21 protein-coding genes are annotated in these 16,648 nt (G+C 73.3%); 11 read left to right on the top strand and 10 right to left on the bottom strand.

Going from position 1 to position 16,648, the window contains the following annotated elements; genetic code table 11:
- Positions 1-7: 7 nt before the first annotated feature.
- From FHX44_RS11535 to FHX44_RS11520, 4 genes are all read right to left on the bottom strand, one after another.
- Positions 8-688: a DUF6542 domain-containing protein gene (locus tag FHX44_RS11535; RefSeq protein WP_147255667.1), complete on the bottom strand. Its 681-nt coding sequence runs from the start codon at positions 686-688 to the stop codon at positions 8-10.
- The gene (locus FHX44_RS11530) at positions 685-2,223 is read right to left on the bottom strand and encodes a DNA recombination protein RmuC (RefSeq protein ID WP_147255665.1); all 1,539 of its coding nucleotides are present in this window, start codon (positions 2,221-2,223) and stop codon (positions 685-687) included. Before FHX44_RS11530 ends, FHX44_RS11535 begins: the two co-directional genes overlap by 4 nt.
- 177 nt (positions 2,224-2,400) lie before the next feature.
- On the bottom strand, positions 2,401-2,904 hold the full coding sequence (locus FHX44_RS11525) for a methylated-DNA--[protein]-cysteine S-methyltransferase (protein ID WP_147255663.1): 504 nt from the start codon (positions 2,902-2,904) through the stop codon (positions 2,401-2,403).
- Positions 2,901-4,397, bottom strand: a complete 1,497-nt coding sequence (locus FHX44_RS11520) for an AlkA N-terminal domain-containing protein (protein WP_147255661.1) — start codon at positions 4,395-4,397, stop codon at positions 2,901-2,903. Before FHX44_RS11520 ends, FHX44_RS11525 begins: the two co-directional genes overlap by 4 nt.
- Before the next feature lie 151 nt (positions 4,398-4,548).
- Between FHX44_RS11520 and FHX44_RS11515 the strand changes: the two genes are divergently transcribed.
- The 3 genes from FHX44_RS11515 (at position 4,549) to FHX44_RS11505 (ending at position 6,987) form a co-directional block, all read left to right on the top strand.
- Entirely contained in the window at positions 4,549-4,812 is a 264-nt protein-coding gene (locus FHX44_RS11515) for a hypothetical protein (RefSeq protein WP_147255658.1), read from the top strand.
- A 67-nt stretch (positions 4,813-4,879) separates the two neighbouring features.
- A complete protein-coding gene (locus FHX44_RS11510) occupies positions 4,880-6,325 on the top strand; it encodes a sensor histidine kinase (RefSeq protein ID WP_147255656.1) in 1,446 nt (481 codons plus the stop codon).
- Complete coding sequence (locus FHX44_RS11505; RefSeq protein WP_147255654.1) at positions 6,322-6,987, top strand: response regulator transcription factor; 666 nt, start codon at positions 6,322-6,324, stop codon at positions 6,985-6,987. The genes FHX44_RS11510 and FHX44_RS11505 overlap by 4 nt, the downstream gene beginning before the upstream one ends.
- On the opposite strand, the gene FHX44_RS11500 is transcribed toward FHX44_RS11505, so the two are convergent.
- The 4 genes from FHX44_RS11500 to FHX44_RS11485 all read right to left on the bottom strand — a co-directional run bounded on the left by FHX44_RS11500 (position 6,984) and on the right by FHX44_RS11485 (position 9,976).
- On the bottom strand, positions 6,984-7,385 hold the full coding sequence (locus tag FHX44_RS11500) for a hypothetical protein (protein ID WP_147255652.1): 402 nt from the start codon (positions 7,383-7,385) through the stop codon (positions 6,984-6,986). The genes FHX44_RS11505 and FHX44_RS11500 overlap by 4 nt on opposite strands.
- A 313-nt stretch (positions 7,386-7,698) precedes the next feature.
- Positions 7,699-8,001, bottom strand: a complete 303-nt coding sequence (locus FHX44_RS11495; RefSeq protein WP_147255651.1) for a hypothetical protein — start codon at positions 7,999-8,001, stop codon at positions 7,699-7,701.
- An 89-nt stretch (positions 8,002-8,090) separates the two neighbouring features.
- Positions 8,091-9,263 carry a phosphotransferase gene (locus tag FHX44_RS11490; RefSeq protein ID WP_246170318.1) on the bottom strand — a complete coding sequence of 391 codons (1,173 nt, stop codon included), beginning with the start codon at positions 9,261-9,263 and terminating at the stop codon, positions 8,091-8,093.
- 56 nt (positions 9,264-9,319) lie between these two features.
- A complete protein-coding gene (locus FHX44_RS11485) occupies positions 9,320-9,976 on the bottom strand; it encodes an SNARE-associated domain-containing protein (protein ID WP_147255647.1) in 657 nt (218 codons plus the stop codon).
- Between the two features lie 84 nt (positions 9,977-10,060).
- Between FHX44_RS11485 and ychF the strand changes: the two genes are divergently transcribed.
- From ychF to FHX44_RS11460, 5 genes are all read left to right on the top strand, one after another.
- A complete protein-coding gene (ychF, locus tag FHX44_RS11480; RefSeq protein ID WP_147255645.1) occupies positions 10,061-11,134 on the top strand; it encodes a redox-regulated ATPase YchF in 1,074 nt (357 codons plus the stop codon).
- A gap of 70 nt (positions 11,135-11,204) precedes the next feature.
- Positions 11,205-11,486 (top strand): type II toxin-antitoxin system RelE/ParE family toxin, encoded by a 282-nt coding sequence (locus FHX44_RS11475; RefSeq protein WP_147255643.1) that lies wholly within the window; start codon positions 11,205-11,207, stop codon positions 11,484-11,486.
- 12 nt (positions 11,487-11,498) lie between these two features.
- Positions 11,499-11,792, top strand: a complete 294-nt coding sequence (locus tag FHX44_RS11470) for a HigA family addiction module antitoxin (RefSeq protein WP_147255641.1) — start codon at positions 11,499-11,501, stop codon at positions 11,790-11,792.
- 111 nt (positions 11,793-11,903) lie between these two features.
- Complete coding sequence (locus FHX44_RS11465) at positions 11,904-12,260, top strand: YciI family protein (protein WP_147255639.1); 357 nt, start codon at positions 11,904-11,906, stop codon at positions 12,258-12,260.
- 8 nt (positions 12,261-12,268) lie between these two features.
- On the top strand, positions 12,269-13,465 hold the full coding sequence (locus FHX44_RS11460) for an RNA polymerase sigma factor (protein WP_246170317.1): 1,197 nt from the start codon (positions 12,269-12,271) through the stop codon (positions 13,463-13,465).
- A 62-nt stretch (positions 13,466-13,527) separates the two neighbouring features.
- Here FHX44_RS11460 and FHX44_RS11455 read toward each other — a convergent pair whose 3' ends face one another.
- Positions 13,528-14,361, bottom strand: coding sequence for an SCO6745 family protein (locus FHX44_RS11455; RefSeq protein ID WP_246170316.1), 834 nt, complete (start codon positions 14,359-14,361; stop codon positions 13,528-13,530).
- 183 nt (positions 14,362-14,544) lie between these two features.
- Between FHX44_RS11455 and FHX44_RS11450 the strand changes: the two genes are divergently transcribed.
- Positions 14,545-15,123, top strand: a complete 579-nt coding sequence (locus FHX44_RS11450; protein ID WP_147255635.1) for a dihydrofolate reductase family protein — start codon at positions 14,545-14,547, stop codon at positions 15,121-15,123.
- Between the two features lie 6 nt (positions 15,124-15,129).
- On the opposite strand, the gene FHX44_RS11445 is transcribed toward FHX44_RS11450, so the two are convergent.
- A complete protein-coding gene (locus FHX44_RS11445; protein ID WP_246170932.1) occupies positions 15,130-15,744 on the bottom strand; it encodes a helix-turn-helix domain-containing protein in 615 nt (204 codons plus the stop codon).
- Between the two features lie 224 nt (positions 15,745-15,968).
- Between FHX44_RS11445 and FHX44_RS11440 the strand changes: the two genes are divergently transcribed.
- Both FHX44_RS11440 and FHX44_RS11435 read left to right on the top strand, forming a co-directional pair.
- Positions 15,969-16,241, top strand: a complete 273-nt coding sequence (locus FHX44_RS11440; protein WP_147255631.1) for a type II toxin-antitoxin system Phd/YefM family antitoxin — start codon at positions 15,969-15,971, stop codon at positions 16,239-16,241.
- A complete protein-coding gene (locus tag FHX44_RS11435) occupies positions 16,238-16,648 on the top strand; it encodes a type II toxin-antitoxin system VapC family toxin (protein WP_147255630.1) in 411 nt (136 codons plus the stop codon). The genes FHX44_RS11440 and FHX44_RS11435 overlap by 4 nt, the downstream gene beginning before the upstream one ends.

The raw sequence follows: 16,648 nt of genomic DNA, 5'->3' as shown, positions 1-16,648 counted from the left end.
GGCGCAGTCAGGCGGTGATCGGCCGCTGCAGCACGATCCGCACGAGGCCGAGCACCAGTACGGTCCCGGTGGCCCACGCCATCACCGGGAACGCGTTGACCAGCGGCGCTCCGATCACGAGGAGCTGCTCGGCCACCCCCTGACCGGGACGTGGTGAACCGGACATCAGCACCACCACCGGCACCGTGGCGGCCACGAGCAACGGCGGCTGCACCATCGGCCCGAACAGGCCCTTGCGGCGCACCCAGACCACGGCGAGCACGCAGCCGGTGATGTGGCAGATCGTGAACACGGTGCCGAGGTTGCCGCTGCGCGTCAGGTCGACGAGAACGCCGATCGCGGTGAGCGCGACGGCGATGCCGACCGCGGCGATGGGAGGCAGACCCAGCACGCTGGGCAGCAGCGAGCGCTCGGCCATCGGCCACTGTCCGCCCGCGCCCCGCTCCGGGCGCTCGGGGAGGACCGGCTCGCTCGCCGGCTTCGCGGGCTTGGCCGCCGAGCTGCGCGCCGTCGCGGGCGCGCCCCCGGCCTTCCCGCCGGCCCGCGCCGATCTCGGCGGCCGGCCCGGTTCCGCCGCGGTGCGGGTGCTCTTGCCCGACGCGCCGGACCGCTGACGAGGGGTGCCGCCGCGTGCGGGGTCGGTGGACGGGCGGCGCCGAGGGGTGCGCTCGCCGGCCGGGTCGGTCATCCGGTCACGGTAGCTCGCGACTCACCGCGTCCGTCGCCGCCAGGGCGTTCACCCGGCCGGTCCACGCGGTTCAGCTCGTGCAACGCGATCAGTGAGTCGGCGGCCGACGCAACCAGCTCGGGAGCGGCGACCGTCCGCGGGGCGCGCTCGACCTGCGCGAGCTCGTCGATGTCACCGTCGGCCGCTCCCAGGTCGGTGAGCTTGCGCGCCGTCACGAGCACGCGAGCCTCCAGCGACGACACCGTCTGGTTGTAGCTCGCCACCGCCGAGTCGAGGCTGCGGCCGAGCTTGGCGACGTGCGTGCCCATCGTGGCGAGCCTGCTGTGCAGCTCCTTGCCCAGCTGGTGCACCTGCGCCGCGTTGCGCGCGAGCGCCTCCTGCCGCCACGTGTACGCGACGGTGCGCAGCAGCGCGATGAGCGTGGTCGGGGTGGCGATCACGACGTTGTTCGAGAACGAGTGCTCCAGCAGTGCCGGGTCGGACTGCAGGGCGGCCTCGAGGAACGGGTCACCCGGCACGAACAACACCACGAACTCCGGCGACGGCTGGAACGCCGCCCAGTAGCTCTTCGCGCTCAACGCGTCGACGTGCTGGCGCAGCTGGCGGGCGTGGGCGCTGAGGCGTTCGCGGTGGACCGCCGGGTCACGCGACTCCACGGCCTCCAGGTACGCGGCGAACGGCACCTTCGCGTCCACCACGATCTGCTTGCCGCCCGCGAGGTGCACCACGAGGTCGGGGCGCACACCGCCGTCCTCGCCCTGCGCGACGACCTGGGTGGAGAAGTCGCAGTGCTCGACCATCCCGGCGAGCTGCACGATCCGCTCCAGCTGCAGCTCGCCCCACCGCCCGCGCACCTGCGGCGCCCGCAACGCGTTGACCAGCTGCTTCGTCTCGTCCTGCAGGCGCTCCGAGCTTGAGCGCATCGCGCTGACCTGCTCGCGCAGACCGGCGTAGGCCGACTCCCGCTCCTTCTCGACGGTGCGCAGCTGCCCCTCCACCCGCTGCAGGGCTGCGGCCACCGGGTCCAGCAGCTTGCCGATCGCCTGCGCACGGGCCGTCGCGTCGCCGTCGGCCTTCGCGGTGAGCGCGGCCGTCGCCTCCTTGATCCGGCCCTCCGCCAACGCGACGAACTGCTCGTTGTTGCGGGCCAACGCGTCGGCCGACAGCGCCCGGAAAGCCTGCTTCAGCTCGGCGTCGCGGCGGGTGAGCAGGGCCTCCCGCTGGGCGCTCGCGTCCCGCTCGCTGCGCAGCGCGGCCGTGGCGGCCGCCGCCTCCGCCTCGGCCTGCCGGAGCCGCTCGACCGTGAGTTCGTGCGTGGCCGTCAGCTCGTCGAGCCGGTGTACGAGGCCGGCCCGCTCGGCCCGGAGGCCGGCGGCGTCGGCGCGGAGCATCGCCGTGGCGTCTGCGGTGGCCCGCGCCGCTTCGGCCGCGGAGAGCCGGGACCGGGCCGTCAGGAGGAACCACACGGCCCCCGCGCCCAGCACTGCGCCCAGGATCAGGCCGATGAGCAGCACGGATACGGTCGCGGTGTCCATCCGACCAGCGTCAGGGACGGGGCCGCCGATCCGTGGAAGGCACGCGGAGGCGGCGCCCGTTGATCGCCGAACGGTCGAACGAACGGTCGAGCGGGCGGCTGCCGGGAAGTTCAGGAAAGCCACATTCAGGGCCGTGGAGGCCCGGAACGTGGCTTTCCTGAACTATCGGGGCGGGCCTCAGGCGGAAGGGGTCTCGTGGGCCAGGAGCGCCCGCTTGACGTCCACACCCCAGCGGAAGCCGCCCAGCGTGCCGTCCGTCCGGAGCACGCGGTGGCACGGGACGAACAGGGCCGCCGAGTTGCGGGCGCACGCGGCCGCCGCCGCGCGCACGGCCAGGGGACGGCCGGACTTGGCGGCATACTCGGTGTAGGTCACCGGCGCGCCGGCCGGCACCGTGCGCAGCACCTCCCACGCGTGCTCGAGGAACTCGCCCGACCGCTGTCGGACGGGCACGTCGTCGATCGCGGAGAGGTCGCCGTCGTGGTACCGCACGATCGCGTCGGCCACGGGGCCGAGGTCGCCCTCGACGAGCTCGGCCGGTCGCAGCGTGGGGTGGATCTGGGGCAGGAGCTCGTCGAGCGATGCCGTCCAGCCCGAGGCCAGCACGGCCCCGTCGGCGTCGACGACGGCGGTGAAGGGGCCGATCTTCGTGTCGATCGTGGACCAGGTGGCGGTGCTCATGACGTCCTTCCGTTCGAGGTGGTGACGGGCATCGCCCGCCAGAGGTGGGTGGCGGCGTAGGAGCGCCACGGCGCCCAGCCGGTGGCCCTGGCCGTCAGACCGGCGAGGTCGGACGGGAGGCCGAGCGCGGCGGCGCCGCGGCGCACGCCGAGGTCGGTGGCGAGCAGCTCGTCGGGGTCGCCGAGCAGTCGCATCGCGAGGTAGCCGGCCGTCCACGGCCCGACGCCGGGCAGCGCGCAGAGCGTGGCCCGCAGCTCGGTGGGGTCGCAGCCGGGGTCGAGCACGAGCGAGCCGTCGGCGACGGCGGTGGCGAGCCCGAGCACGGTCGCGATCCGCTTCTGCGGTCCGGTGAGCACCTCGGCGGCGCGCTCCGCGATCGCCTCCGGGGTGGGGAACAGCAGGTCGGGACCGTCACCGGCCAGGCCGGGCGGGAGGCGCTCGCCGAGCGCGGCGGCGAGCCTGCTCGCCGCCGTACGGGCGGCGGCCACGGAGACCTGCTGGCCCAGCACCGCGCGCAGCGCCGTCTCGACGCCGTCGACCGTGCCGGGGAGCCGGATCCCCGGCACCGCCGCAACGGACCTCCCGAGGTCCGGGTCGGCGCCGAGCACGGCGTCGACGGCCACCGGGTCGGCGTCGAGGTCGAGCAGCCTGCGCATCCGCGCGACCGCTGGGCCGAGGTCGCGCGGATCCGCCAGGCGCAGCGTGGCGACGACGTGCCCGTTGCGCGGCGCCGGCGTGAGGTCCAGCGCCACCGTCGCCGCACCGTGCGGCAACCGCAGCGTGCGGCGGTACGTGCCGTCCTCCATCGACTCGACCCCGTCGAGCGCTCGGGCCGCGAAGAACGTGAGCAGCCCGTCGGCGTCGAACGGACGGCGGTAGGGCAGGCGCAGCACCAGCGTGCCGGCGACGGCGGGCACCGCACTGCCGCGGCGACCCGCCTCCGCGCGCAGGGTCGTGGGCGGTACGCCGTAGACCTCGCGGACCGTGTCGTTGAACTGCCGCACGCTCGCGAAGCCGGCCGCGAACGCGATGTCGGCCATCCCGAGCGGTGTGGTCTCGACGAGCAGCCGGGCCGTGTGGGCCCGGTGGGCCCGCGCGAGGGCCAGCGGGCCGGCCCCGAGCTCCGCGGTGAGCACCCGGTTCAGGTGCCGCTCCGAGTAGCCGAGCCGGGCCGCGAGCCCGGGCACACCCTGCCGCTCGACGACGCCGTCGGCGATCAGGCGCATCGCCCTCGCGGCGAGGTCGGCGCGCAGGTTCCAGTCGGGCGAGCCCGGCACCGCATCGGGCTGGCAGCGCCGGCACGCGCGGTAGCCGCGCTGCTGGGCCGCGCCCGCCGTGGGCAGGAACTCGACGTTGTGCCGCTTCGGCGTGACCGCGGGGCACGACGGCCGGCAGTAGATGCCGGTGGTGCGCACCGCCGTGATGAAGTGCCCGTCGAAGCGGGCGTCACGCGAGGCGACGGCGCGGTAGCAACGATCCTGGTCGAGCAGCACGAGAGTGACTCTGCCACCTGCAACGGGCGGCGACTGGCGGAAATCGGACAGTGTGGGACTGCCTCCGCTTCGCTGCGGCGGGGCCGCGGCGATGAGAGTCCTCTCATCCGGCTCTCATCCGGGGGCCACCCGCGGACCCCAGGATCGGCCCGTGCGCCTCCCGCTGGTCATCGCCACGGTCGTGCTGCTCGTCGTCGGCGTACTGGCCGGGGCCGTCGCGCTGGGCTCGGGCGCGGACGCCGAGCCGCCCCCGATCGAGCCCATCGTCGTCGAGGCGCCCGCCGCGCCGCCCGCGCCACCGGCGGCCCCCGCGGAGCCCGCGCCGCGCGACCACGAGGGCTACGTCGCCCCGCCCCCGCCCATCGACGACGATGACGACGACCCGGACGACGACGGCCCGGATGACGACGACTGATCTCCCTGTCGGCGAGGATGTCCTCGACCAGCACCGAGCCCCCTCGCCCGCTAGGACCCCGTCACAGATGCCTCCGACGCCCGACCCACCGCCGCATCGGTGGCGGCTGGCCAGGGCCCGGAGCCGGATCATCGGGTGGGTCCTTCTGCTCGTTTTCCTCGCGCTCGGCGTCGTCACGCTCGTGACGTGGCGGCTGCTGGTGCAGGCCACCGACCACCGGATGGAGGAGGCGCTGCGCTTCGAGGTCGACGAGTTCGCCGGCCACACGGCCACCGGGATCAACCCGCGCACCGGTCAGGCGTTCCGCACCGTCGACGAGGTGATCGGCGAGGCGATCGCGTACAACGTGGCGCGGCCGAACGAGAAGTTCCTCGGCTACGTCGACGGCGTCTACCGCACCCAGAGCCGGCAGGAGCCGGGCACACCCGAGGTGCTCGCCGACGACCCCGCGTTCGCCGCGCTGGTGGCAGGCGTCGACGTCCCGCGCACCGGCTCGTACGAGAGCCCGGCCGCAGGCGAGGTGCACTACCTCGCGATCCCGGTGACGCTCGTGGGCGACCCGGCCCGCGGCGTGATCGTGGCGGCCTACCTCGCCGACGCCGAGCGCGCCGCCGCCAACACCGCCGCCCAGCTGATGCTCGGCGTCGGTGGTGTCACCGTGCTCGGTGCGGGAGCGGCTGCCTGGCTCGTGGCCGGGCGCATCCTGCGGCCGTTGCGCGACGTCGCCGAGACCGCGCGCACGATCACCGACACCGATCTGTCCCGCCGGATCCCCGACGCGGAGGACTCGGACGAGCTCGGTGAGCTGGTCCGCACCGTCAACGCCATGCTCGACCGCGTCGAGTCCGGCGTGGCGGCCCAGCGCCGGTTCGCCGACGACGCTGGCCACGAGCTGCGCACCCCGATCACGATCGTGCGCGGCCACCTGGAGGTCCTCGACCCGAACGACCCCGAGGACGTGCGGGCCACCGTCGCGCTCGTCGACGACGAGCTGGGCCGGATGAACCGCATGGTGTCGGACCTGCTGCTGCTCGCCCGCTCGGAGCAGCCGTCGTTCCTGCACGTCGAGGCCGTGGATGTCGCCGCGCTCACCGCGGACGTCGTCGAGAAGGTCGAGCAGCTCGGCGACCGGGAGTGGGTGCTCGAGACCGCCGCCCGCTTCGACGCCCGGCTCGATCCGCAGCGCATCACCCAGGCCGTCGTCGCGCTCGCCGACAACGCATGCCGCCACACCGGTCCCGGCGACCGCATCGCCCTCGGCTCGCAGCTCACCGGCGGACGGCTGCGGTTCTGGGTGTCCGACTCCGGCGCAGGCGTCGCTGCCGCCGACCGGGACCGGATCTTCGAGCGGTTCTCCCGTGGCTCGACCGCCCGCAGATCGGAGGGCGCGGGGCTCGGGCTGTCGATCGTGCGGGCCATCGCCGTGGCCCACGGCGGGCAGGTACTCCTGGACAGCGTGCCGGGACGCGGGTCGACGTTCACGGTGGAGATCCCGGCCGTGGAGGTCTCGTGAGCCGCATCCTGATCGCGGAGGACGAGCCGCGCATCGCCGCGTTCGTCGAGAAGGGGCTGGCGGCGAACGGGTTCGCCGTCACGGTGGTGGGCGACGGGCCGTCGGCCCGCGACTACGCGATGACCGGCGGCTTCGACCTGATGGTGCTGGACATCGGGCTGCCGGGCCTCGACGGGTTCGCGGTGCTGCGATCGCTGCGGGAGGACGGCTGTCCCATCCCCGTGATCGTCCTGACCGCGCGCGACAGCGTGCAGGACACCGTCGCCGGCCTCGAGGGCGGCGCCGACGACTACATGCCCAAGCCGTTCCGGTTCGAGGAGCTCCTGGCGCGCGTGCGGCTGCGGCTGGCCTCCCACCGGACGCCGGAGCTCACGGTGCTCTCGCACGGGGACCTGCAGCTGGACTTGCGTACCCGGCGCGCCCACGTCGACGGGCGCACCGTGGACCTGTCCGCGCGTGAGTTCGCGCTCGTCGAGACGTTCCTGCGCCACCCCGGCCAGGTGCTCACCCGGGAGCAGCTGCTCAGCCACGTGTGGGGATACGACTTCGACCCCGGGTCGAACGTGGTGGACGTCTACGTCCGCTACCTGCGCCGCAAACTCGGTGCGGAGCGGATCGTCACGGTGCGGGGGATGGGGTACCGCCTGGACGACGGTCGCTAACCGGACCGGCAGATCTGGCCGCGGATCCGGCCGTCGTCGCACGCCTCGCGGATCTCGTCGCGCAGGTCGTCCCACCGGTCGTCGTCGTCGCCGCGCCGCGCCGCGCGCTCCTCCTCCGCCTCGGCGCGGGCCTGTTCCTCGATCAACGCGGCGGCCCGGTCACGCGCCGGTGCGAGGGCGAGCTCGGCGATCTGGGCGCCCGTGATCGCGGGCGCGGGAGCTGTCACCGGCTCCGCAGGTGCCGGTGCCTGCTGCTGCTCTTGCCGGGGCGAGGTGATCTCGGGGACCGGCACGGCGCCGGTCTCCGCGGGTTCGGGCATGAGCAGCACGGCACCGCTGCTCGCGGCGACCATGCCGAGCGCCGAGGCCGCGAGCACGAGTCGGGGCGGAAACCGCACGACGATCACCTTTCCACACGGCGACAGCTCCACTCAGACCATCGGGCCGGCTCCGGCCGCGTTAGCGGGGTTCCGCGAACGGGCGAGGTGGCGCGACGAGCGGCGATCGTATCGGCCGCGCAGCCCGCAGATCGTGCAACGGGTCGACGGGCTGCGTCGCCAGGGGACGTGCCGAGCGGGTGGGGGAGTTGGCGCGCCCGTGCCGGTTCGCGCGCCGTCTCGACGGGATGCGTGGTCCTACGAGGGGTGCGTCGGGCGGGAAGGGGTGCGTGGGGCGGCTGCCCACGCACCCCTTCGCTGCCCGCAGAGGCCGTCAGTCGACGTCGGGGGTGTCGTCGTCCGGCGTGTGGTCATCGGGCGTGTGGTCGTCGGGCGTGTGGTCGTCGGGGCTGTCGTAGGGCGACTCGGCGGAGTCGACCGGGCTCTCGAACGGGGAGTCGGCCGACTCGGGGGAGGGGTCGCCGACCAGCGGTGCTCCGGCGGCGTCTGCGGCCGAGACCGAGACCGGCTGCGGAGCCGCGAGGGGGACGCCCTCCTCGGCCGCCGCGATGCCGGCGCCTGCGACGCCGAGGCCCGTGAGGGCCGCGCCGAGGGTGAGGACCTTCCATGTGGTCATGTGGACGCTCCTTCAGGAGTGCTCGGGTTGACGTGATCCACGATCGGGGCCGCCGGTGAGGACCGCGGGAGAGCGGGATGAGGCCGTTCTCATCCGGTCGCCCACTGCTCGGCCAGGCCGAGGCGGGCCCGTGTGTGCCGGGTCCATCCGGCCTGCTGCACCCGGAAGGGCCCGGTGGCGAGGCCCAGCACCGCCGCGGCCACCCGTGGTCGCAGCTCGGACCGCGAGAAGCGCTCCTCGGCGTGGGCGAGCACTCGGGCGCCGTAGTGGCGGGCGGCCGCGGTGCCGTGCAACGCGAGCACGGACAGGTGGGCCAGCAGCGTGGCCCACTCGTCGATGCGGTGCCCCGGCCCCGCGGTGTCGACGTCGACCAGTCCGGTGATGCGCTGCTCGTCGCAGAGCAGCTGCCCGTCGTAGAAGTCGCCGTGGACGGCGACGTCGGGATGCGTTCCCGGATCGGCCTGCGCGAGCCTCGTGGCCAGGGCGTCGAGCCGGGCCAGCTCGGCCTCCCCGGTGACCGCGGTGGCAGCGAGCACAGCGGTGAAGTGCGGGACGCGCTCCAGGTGCGTGCTGCGGCGCGGCCGGTCGAGCAGGGCGGGTGGAAGCGTGCCGAGCAGATCGTCGAGGTCGGCGGGCGACGGCACCGGGAGGTCACGGGACAGGTGCGACCGCAGCGACATCCCGGGGCACTCGTCGAGGACGAGCATCCCGTCGGCGGTGGCGGCCAGCACGCGCGGCACGGGCACGTGCGAGGCCAGCAGGTCGTGCCGGGCCTTCAGCGCCGCGACGGCCCGCGGCCGGACGACCTTGACGTAGAGCCGCGGCCCACCGCCCTCGACCTCGAGCACCGCCCGCCGCCCCGGCCGGTAGGCGCGCGTCCGGATCCGCGGGACGCTGTCGCGGGCCGAGCCGGCGTCCCGCAGCGCCGCGGAGAGCCGGACGGGATCGGTCGCGGTGGCGAGCGCGGGCAGCGCCGGGTCCTGCGGCCAGCGCCACACGCCGACCTGGACGCCGTGGCCGGCGAGCACCGCGGCGCCCTCCGGGATGCGGTCGCCGGTGGTGGCGGTGAGCGTCTCCCGGGTGACACTGCCGTCGGCGCGTTCGACGTCGGCGGCGTACTGGACGACGGTGGCCCCGCCGGGTTGCACCCCCACGGTGACCGCGCGGAGCGTCCGGAGCCGGCTGCGATGGCCCTCGAGCGCGACGGCGAGCAGCTCGCGGGCGTCGGGACCGAGCAGGAGCGGGAGCGGTGCGGTCGTCACCGGCCCAGGCTCGTCGCGCCGCGTTCCGTGCGGATGAAGCCTGGATGAGAGGCTCCTCATCGGGTGCGCGAGCGGATCACCATCGCCACGACCAGCAACGCCACCAGCAGGAGCGGGACCCAGGCCGCGGTCGTCACCACGAACGCGCCGACCCGGTTGCCCAGCAGCACGAGCGTCGTCGCCCACCCGCTGCCGGAGAGGACCAGCACCGGCCCCACCGTGCGGTACGGCACCCCCGCCGCGCCCGCCACCCGCGGCAGCACCGGCCGGGCTGCCGCGGCCCAGTGGCCGCAGGCCAGGAGCATCGCGGTGGCCGCCGGGCCGCGTTCGGCGAGCCACCTGCTCGCCTGCCGGACCGGGCCGTCGGTGACGCGGCCGAGTCGACCGTGTGTTCCGCCGACCGGCGCACCGGATCGCCCCCGTAGCCAGCCCAGATGGGCGCCGGTGACGGTGGCGGCCGCCGACGCCACCACGGCGAGGGCGAGCGCGCCCGGGACGGTCAGCGTCCACAGCCCGAGCGCGACGAGCAGTGTCGTGCCGGGCAGGAGGATGCCGACGAGCGATCCGCTCTCCACGATCAGCAGTGCACTCGCGGCCGTCAGCACCGCGGGCAACGGCCAACCGGCGGCAGCATCGAGGATGGCCGTCAGCACGGCGGGGGAGGACGAGGGATCACGCTGGTCACGCTGCCGTTCGAAGATCGCGGGCGGCATCCGGGCAAACCCGCGATCGCCATCGGGGGCACCCTTACCCCGGGGCCGGGGGCGGTCGCCGCGCCGCGACTACCCTGGAGCCCCGTGTCACTCACCCTCGGCATCGTCGGCCTGCCCAACGTCGGCAAGTCGACGTTGTTCAACGCCCTCACCCGCAACGACGTGCTCGCCGCGAACTACCCGTTCGCCACCATCGAGCCGAACGTCGGGGTGGTGCCGCTGCCCGACCCGCGCCTCGATGTGCTGGCGAAGATGTTCTCGTCGGCGCGCACGGTGCCGGCCACCGTCTCGTTCGTCGACATCGCGGGCATCGTGAAGGGCGCGTCCGAGGGCGCGGGCCTCGGCAACAAGTTCCTGGCGAACATCCGCGAGTCCGACGCGATCTGCCAGGTCGTGCGCGTGTTCGACGATCCGGACGTCGTCCACGTCGAGGGCCGCATCGACGCCGCGAGCGACATCGAGACGATCTCCACCGAGCTGGTTCTCGCCGACCTCCAGACCCTGGAGAAGGCCGTGCCGCGCCTGCAGAAGGAGGCGCGCACCCAGAAGGACCGCCGTCCGGCGCTGGAGGCCGCCGAGCGCGCCGTCGAGATCCTCGACGGGGGCACCACGCTGTTCGCGGCCGGCGTCGACCGCGAGCCGCTGCGCGAGCTCTCGCTGCTCACCACGAAGCCGTTCCTCTACGTCTTCAACGCCGACGAGGCCGTGCTGTCCGACGAGGGCCGCCGCAAGGACCTCGCCGCGCTGGTCGCACCGGCCGACGCGGTGTTCCTCGACGCCAAGGTGGAGGCCGAGCTCCTGGAGCTGGACGAGGAGTCGGCCCGCGAGCTGCTGGAGTCGATCGGCCAGGAGGAGCCTGGGCTCTACTCGCTGGCCCGAGCCGGCTTCCACACCCTCGGCCTGCAGACCTACCTCACGGCGGGGCCGAAGGAGTCGCGCGCCTGGACGATCAAGAAGGGCGCCACCGCCCCGCAGGCCGCCGGCGTGATCCACACCGACTTCGAGCGCGGGTTCATCAAGGCCGAGATCGTGTCCTTCGACGACCTCGTCGAGGCGGGGTCGATGGCGGCGGCCAAGGCCGCGGGCAAGGTGCGGATGGAGGGCAAGGACTACGTCATGGCCGACGGTGACGTGGTCGAGTTCCGCTTCAACGTCTGAGCCGTTCGGCTTCGCTCCCGGCTACCAGTGGCCTGGGTATTGACATAACGCGGCGCGTTATGCTGCAGTTGTGATCAGGTCATTCGGGGACGCCCAGACCGAGCGGCTGTGGCGGCGGGAGCGTGTCCGGTCGATCGATCCGAGGATCCAACGAGTGGCGCTGAGGAAGCTCGTGATGATCGACGCTGCCGTCGTGCTCGACGACCTCAGAGTGCCTCCGGGCAATCGGCTGGAGGCACTCAAGGGCGACCGCGTCGGGCAGCACAGCATCAGGATCAACCAGCAATGGCGGATCTGCTTCAGGTGGACCAAGGCGGGCGCCGAGGACGTCGAGATCGTGGACTACCACTAGGAGTTGGCGCAGATGGACAAGATCGCTCCGATCCACCCGGGCGAGGTGCTCTTCGAGGAGTTCATCGAGCCGCTCGGTCTCACCCAGCATCGGGTCGCGGTGGCCATAGGCGTGCCACCGCGGCGGATCAACGAGATCGTCCACGGCAAGCGCCGCATCTCTGCGGACACGGCCCTGCGTCTCGCGCGCTACTTCGGCACGACTGACCTCTTCTGGGTGAACTTGCAGAGCCGATACGACCTGGAGGTCGAGCGGGACGCCCTCGGCAGCGCGCTCGAGCGGATCCGGCCGATGCGGTCTGCGTGACGTTGCCCGGCGGCGTCACATGGTCGAGTTTCGCGTCAGCACTGTCCGATCCGGCTGGACCCGTTCGTCAGGAGGATGACAACACCGCCTGACACCGGAAGGGTTGCCGCCATGGCGCGCTACGTGTTCCTCCTCTACGACGCCGAGGACTGGTGGGACACCGCCGACGACCACGGAGTCGTCGACGAGATGCGGCTGCACGAGGAGTTCGCGGCCGCCGTCCGCGATGCGGGCGCGAGCGTCGTGGGCGGTGAGGCGTTGGAGCGGTCCTCGACGGCCAGCACCGTCCGCCGTGGGGCGGACGGCGCGCTGGTGACCGACGGCCCGTTCGCCGACACCAAGGAGGGCCTCGGCGGCTTCTACGTCATCGACGCCCCCGATCTCGACGTGGCGCTGCGCCTCGCGAAGATCTGCCCGGCGGGGAACGTCGAGGTGCGCCCGGTCCTGGAGATCCCCGACGACGTCTGATGGCGGCGATGGACGAGGTCTTTCGTGAGGCGTGGCCGGTCGTGGTCGCATCGACCGCCCGCCTGACCGGGGACCTCGACCTGGCCGAGGACTGCACGCAGGAGGCGGTCGAGCGGGCGTTGCGGACGTGGCCTGCCTGCGTGCCGGACAACCCGGCGGGCTGGCTCACGACGACCGCCCGCCGGATCGCCCTCGACCGGCTGCGACGAGAGGCGACGCTGCGGCGCAAGCTCCCGCTGCTCGTGGAGCCGGCGGGTGGTGAGGACGAGCCCGGGCCAACGGATCCGCTCAGGCTCGTGTTCACCTGCTGCCACCCTTCGCTGGCCCTGGAATCGCAGGTCGCGCTCACCCTCCGCCTGGTGTGCGGGGTGGACGTCGCCGCGGTCGCCGCCGTTCTCCTGGCGGGGGAGGCAGGCATCGCTCGGCGGATCACCCGCGCCAAACAGAAGATCGCGGCGGCTCGGATCCCCTTCCGCGTCCCGCCCGACGACGAGCTGCCGGCTCGGCTGGACGCCGTCCTCACCGTTGTGCACCTCGTCCACACGGCCGGACACCGCGGGTCGCGAACCGAGCTGCAGAACACCGAGCTGACCGGGCGGGCCGCCGGGCTGGCTCGCATGCTGGTCCGGTTGCTGCCCGGCGAGCCCGAGCCGCAAGCGCTTCTCGGGCTCATCCTGCTGACGGAGGCCCGCGGCCCGGCCCGGACGGACTCCGCCGGTGACCTGGTACTGCTCGCCGACCAGGACCGGTCCCGCTGGGACCGCGCGCTGATCAGAAGGGGGCTCGCCCTCACGACGGCCGCGCTGCAGCGCGGGCCCCGTGGGCGGTTCGCCTTGCAGGCCGGCGTCGCCGGGCTGCATGCGATGGCCCCGTCATGGGCCGAGACCGACTGGGCGCAGATCGTCACGACGTACGACGCCCTGATGCAGGTCTGGCCGTCGCCCGTCGTCGCGCTCAACCGGGCGGCCGCGCGGAGCCGGCTGCAGAGCGCCGACCTGGCAGCGGTGCTGCGCGAGATCGACGACCTGGCGCCGGCCCTCGCCGGCTATCCGTACCTCCCAGCCGCTCGGGCGGACGTCCTCGCCCGGCTCGGACGATCGGAGGAGGCCGCCGCGGTCTACGACGAGGCGCTGACCCTCACCGTCAACCCGGTGGAACGGCGGTTCCTCGTGCGGCGGCAGACCGATCTCGCGACCCGGCGCTGATGTCGACGTCCGGCGCCGGTGGCCAGGTCTGACACCCGACTCTTCAGCCCGATCACTGTTCGTCATCGCGATCCCGCGGCGACCATTCGCGCGGTGATGGGCTCGAGCTCCGCGACCAGCTCGGCCAGCTCGGCGGGGGAGAGTGCGTCGTACGGCGGGGCGGCGAGCTCGTCGGTGAGGGCCTCGATGCGTTGCTTGGTCTGGCGGCCGGCGTCGGTGAACCGGCCGTCGGCGTCGACGAGCCCGCGCTCGCGCAGCCCGTCCATGACCTCGGCCAGCCGCTGCTTCGGCAGGTGGTGGATGCGCCCGAACGACTCCGGCGGGTGGATGCCCATGTCCAGTGCGGACAGCACGTGGGCCTCCGTGCCGCCGATGCGCTCGGCGACGAGGGCGGCGACGTGCCCGTCGCCGCGGTGCTCGCGCAGCATGGTCGCGGAGTGCCACAGCCGCGTGACCGGGTCGGTCGGCACCTGGAGGGTGCGCCACCCCGCGTACATCACGCGGCCTTCCGTGGGCGCGCTCGTCGCGGCCTTGGTGGTCAGATCGGCGGCGCGCACCAGGCCGGGGGAGCCGGCCAGCTCGTCACCGAGGATCCGTCGCACGGAGGCCGCGCTACCTCGTCGCCACGCGGCGAAGGAGGCCTCCGGCGGGACCGTCTCCCACGCGCTCGGGATGTGCCGGGCAGCCTCCCCCTCGGCAAAGCTGTAGAAGGCCGCGTGCACGACCTGTGCCGGCACCCGTCCCAGCGGCGCGGCGCGGCCGGCGAAGTAGCCGTCCCAGTAGGTGCGGTGGCCGAGCGCGGCCAGCTCCTCGTTGGCCTCGTCGGCGAAGTAGGTGACCAGGCAGATCGGCTCGAGGAGCTCGAACATGCGGCGGGCGGTGGTCGCGGTTGCCATGCGTGATCAGACCAGGCGAGCGGCCCGGACTCATCGGTCTGCCGGGTGGATGTCGGCCACGCCAGCTGTGGTCCGGCGACGCGTGTCGGTTCTGTCCAAGACTCGGGGACATCTGCCGCATAACGTACGCGGATCGAGGACGTCGACGGCCGCGCGCCGTCGGACCGGAAGGAGAATCGCAGCATGCGCGACATCGTCTACACCGCGTTCATGTCGCTCGACGGCGTCGTCGATTCCCCCGGCGGCGGGCCGGGTGAGGAGCACCGCAGCGGTGGGTGGGTGTTCAAGGACGTCGAGTTCCTGCCCGAGGCGTTCGCGCTCAAGGGCGAGGAGCTCGCCGAGACCACGGCGTTGATGTTCGGCAGGCGCAGCTACGAGGCCTTCGCCCCGGTGTGGCGCGATTCGGAGGACCACGCGGCGTACAAGGACCTGCCGAAGTACGTGGTCTCCTCGACGGTCTCCGAGGACGCCCTCGTCGACGGCTGGGGCGAGACCACGATCCTGCGCTCCAGCGACGACGTCGCGAAGGTCAAGGAGGGCGAGGGCGGGGCGATCTTCATCCACGGCAGCGCCGAGCTGGCTCGCACGCTGTCGGACGCCGGCCTGATCGACCGCTACAACCTGCTGGTCTTCCCGCTGCTGCTCGGTGCGGGCAAGAGCCTGTTCAGCAAGGCGGACCGGGACAGGCAGAAGCTGAGGCTGCGGGAGTCGCAGGGCTACCCGAACGGCGTCGTGAAGATGCTCTACGACGTGGTCCGCTGAGCTCGGTCACCGCGGGAGGTCGAGCGCGATGGCGCCGCGGCTGCCTTCGCGCAGCTGCGTGGCCGTGCGTCCGACGTAGCGTCGGAGCGCTCGCGCCAGGTGCGCCTGGTCGAAGTAGCCGAGCGAGGTGACGACGTCGGCGGCCGCTTTCCCGGCGGCCAGCAGGTGGGCGGCCTCGCGTGCCCTTTCGATCTGACGCACGGTGCCCCTGGTGAGGCCGGTCGCCGCCCGGAACCTCCGCTCGAGAGTGCGATCCGACACCTCAGGGCGCCCGCCCGCCAGCACCTCACCGACGAGCGGGTCGCGCACGACCGCGCCGTCCCCGACGAGACGCTCGACGAGGGCTTCGGCGTCGTCCGGGCCCGGTCGCTCCCAGCGCGATCCGGCGAGCCGGAACGAGCTGCGCGTCGTGTCCGGGAGCTCCACCCCACCGTTCACGAGCGAGGAGAGCGGTACGCCCCGCACGCTGGTGCCGATCGCGAACTCGATGCCCACGAAGCTCGCCCCCTCCGGTACCGGCGCGGTGCCGGTCGCGGTCTCGGGGCCGGTCACCGCCGCGTGCGGCCGCCCGTCCTGCTCCCAGATGACCAGCCCGCAACGCGTTGCCGCCACCGAGGTCATCTCGCTGACGTGGTCGCTGGTGCACGTCCACACCACGTCAACCCACGGCGAGTCCGACCCACGTGTGGTGAACCGAAGGCCCATGCACACAGTCTCCGGGATCGACGGGTGCGAAGATCTGAGACGCTGCGGCGGTGCGCCTCGAGAACATCGTCTGGGACGCCCGCGACCCGCGCAGGCCCGGGTGTCCTGTCCGTGTCCTACACGTGTAGTACATTTGTGTCATGGGTCAGGTGCCGGTGCGCGAGTTGAACCAGGACACCGCGGGTGTGCTGGCTCGCGTCGAGAATGGCGAGACCGTGGAGATCACCCGCCATGGTCGCGTGATCGCTCGCATCGTTTCTGCAGGAGTGGGCGAGCTCGACGACTGGGTCGCCCAGGGCAGGGTGGTGCCGGCCACGGTCGCCGGCCCGATCCCCGTACCCGTCCACCGGGCCGAACCGGGTTCGGATGCCGGGCAGCTGCTGCGCGACCTGCGTGACGAGGAGCGTTGGTGATCTACCTCGACTCGGCGGCGTTGGTCAAGCTGATCCGGGAGGAGCGCGAGACCCGCGCCTTGGTGGACTGGTTGAACGAGCGCGAAGGCCAGCGTCTGGTCGCGTCGGTGCTCGTGGACGTCGAGGTGCCGCGCGCGTTGTGCCGCAGTCAACCCGGGGTGCTGGGAGCGGTGGCGGCGACACTGGCCCGAATCGACCGCATCGAGCTGGATGCGGCGATCCGGGCCACCGCCGCTGCCTACGTCGACCCGCTGTTGCGTTCGCTCGACGCCATCCACTTGGCCACCGCAGACCAGCTCATCGCCTCGGGGAAGAACGTCTCCGCGTTCGTCACCTACGACAAGCGGCTCGCCGAAGCGGCTCGTTCCTGCTCGCTGTCCGTTGCGGCGCCCGGTGCGGCGGTCTGA

Origin of the sequence: Pseudonocardia hierapolitana (genome assembly GCF_007994075.1) — a bacterium.
Classification (GTDB): Bacteria; Actinomycetota; Actinomycetes; order Mycobacteriales; family Pseudonocardiaceae; genus Pseudonocardia; species Pseudonocardia hierapolitana.
The sequence above is the reverse complement of the archived record's forward strand: the minus strand, read 5'-3'. Positions and strand labels throughout refer to the sequence as shown.

Excerpts from the sequence above, each read along its gene's own strand:
- FHX44_RS11535 (WP_147255667.1), bottom strand. The coding sequence starts at position 688 with ATGACCGACCCGGCCGGCGAGCGCACCCCTCGGCGCCGCCCGTCCACC.
- FHX44_RS11530 (WP_147255665.1), bottom strand. The coding sequence starts at position 2,223 with ATGGACACCGCGACCGTATCCGTGCTGCTCATCGGCCTGATCCTGGGC.
- FHX44_RS11525 (WP_147255663.1), bottom strand. The coding sequence starts at position 2,904 with ATGAGCACCGCCACCTGGTCCACGATCGACACGAAGATCGGCCCCTTC.
- FHX44_RS11510 (WP_147255656.1), top strand. The coding sequence starts at position 4,880 with ATGCCTCCGACGCCCGACCCACCGCCGCATCGGTGGCGGCTGGCCAGG.
- FHX44_RS11495 (WP_147255651.1), bottom strand. The coding sequence starts at position 8,001 with ATGACCACATGGAAGGTCCTCACCCTCGGCGCGGCCCTCACGGGCCTC.
- FHX44_RS11485 (WP_147255647.1), bottom strand. The coding sequence starts at position 9,976 with ATGCCGCCCGCGATCTTCGAACGGCAGCGTGACCAGCGTGATCCCTCG.
- FHX44_RS11470 (WP_147255641.1), top strand. The coding sequence starts at position 11,499 with ATGGACAAGATCGCTCCGATCCACCCGGGCGAGGTGCTCTTCGAGGAG.
- FHX44_RS11465 (WP_147255639.1), top strand. The coding sequence starts at position 11,904 with ATGGCGCGCTACGTGTTCCTCCTCTACGACGCCGAGGACTGGTGGGAC.
- FHX44_RS11460 (WP_246170317.1), top strand. The coding sequence starts at position 12,269 with ATGGACGAGGTCTTTCGTGAGGCGTGGCCGGTCGTGGTCGCATCGACC.
- FHX44_RS11455 (WP_246170316.1), bottom strand. The coding sequence starts at position 14,361 with ATGGCAACCGCGACCACCGCCCGCCGCATGTTCGAGCTCCTCGAGCCG.
- FHX44_RS11450 (WP_147255635.1), top strand. The coding sequence starts at position 14,545 with ATGCGCGACATCGTCTACACCGCGTTCATGTCGCTCGACGGCGTCGTC.
- FHX44_RS11445 (WP_246170932.1), bottom strand. The coding sequence starts at position 15,744 with ATGACCTCGGTGGCGGCAACGCGTTGCGGGCTGGTCATCTGGGAGCAG.
- FHX44_RS11440 (WP_147255631.1), top strand. The coding sequence starts at position 15,969 with ATGGGTCAGGTGCCGGTGCGCGAGTTGAACCAGGACACCGCGGGTGTG.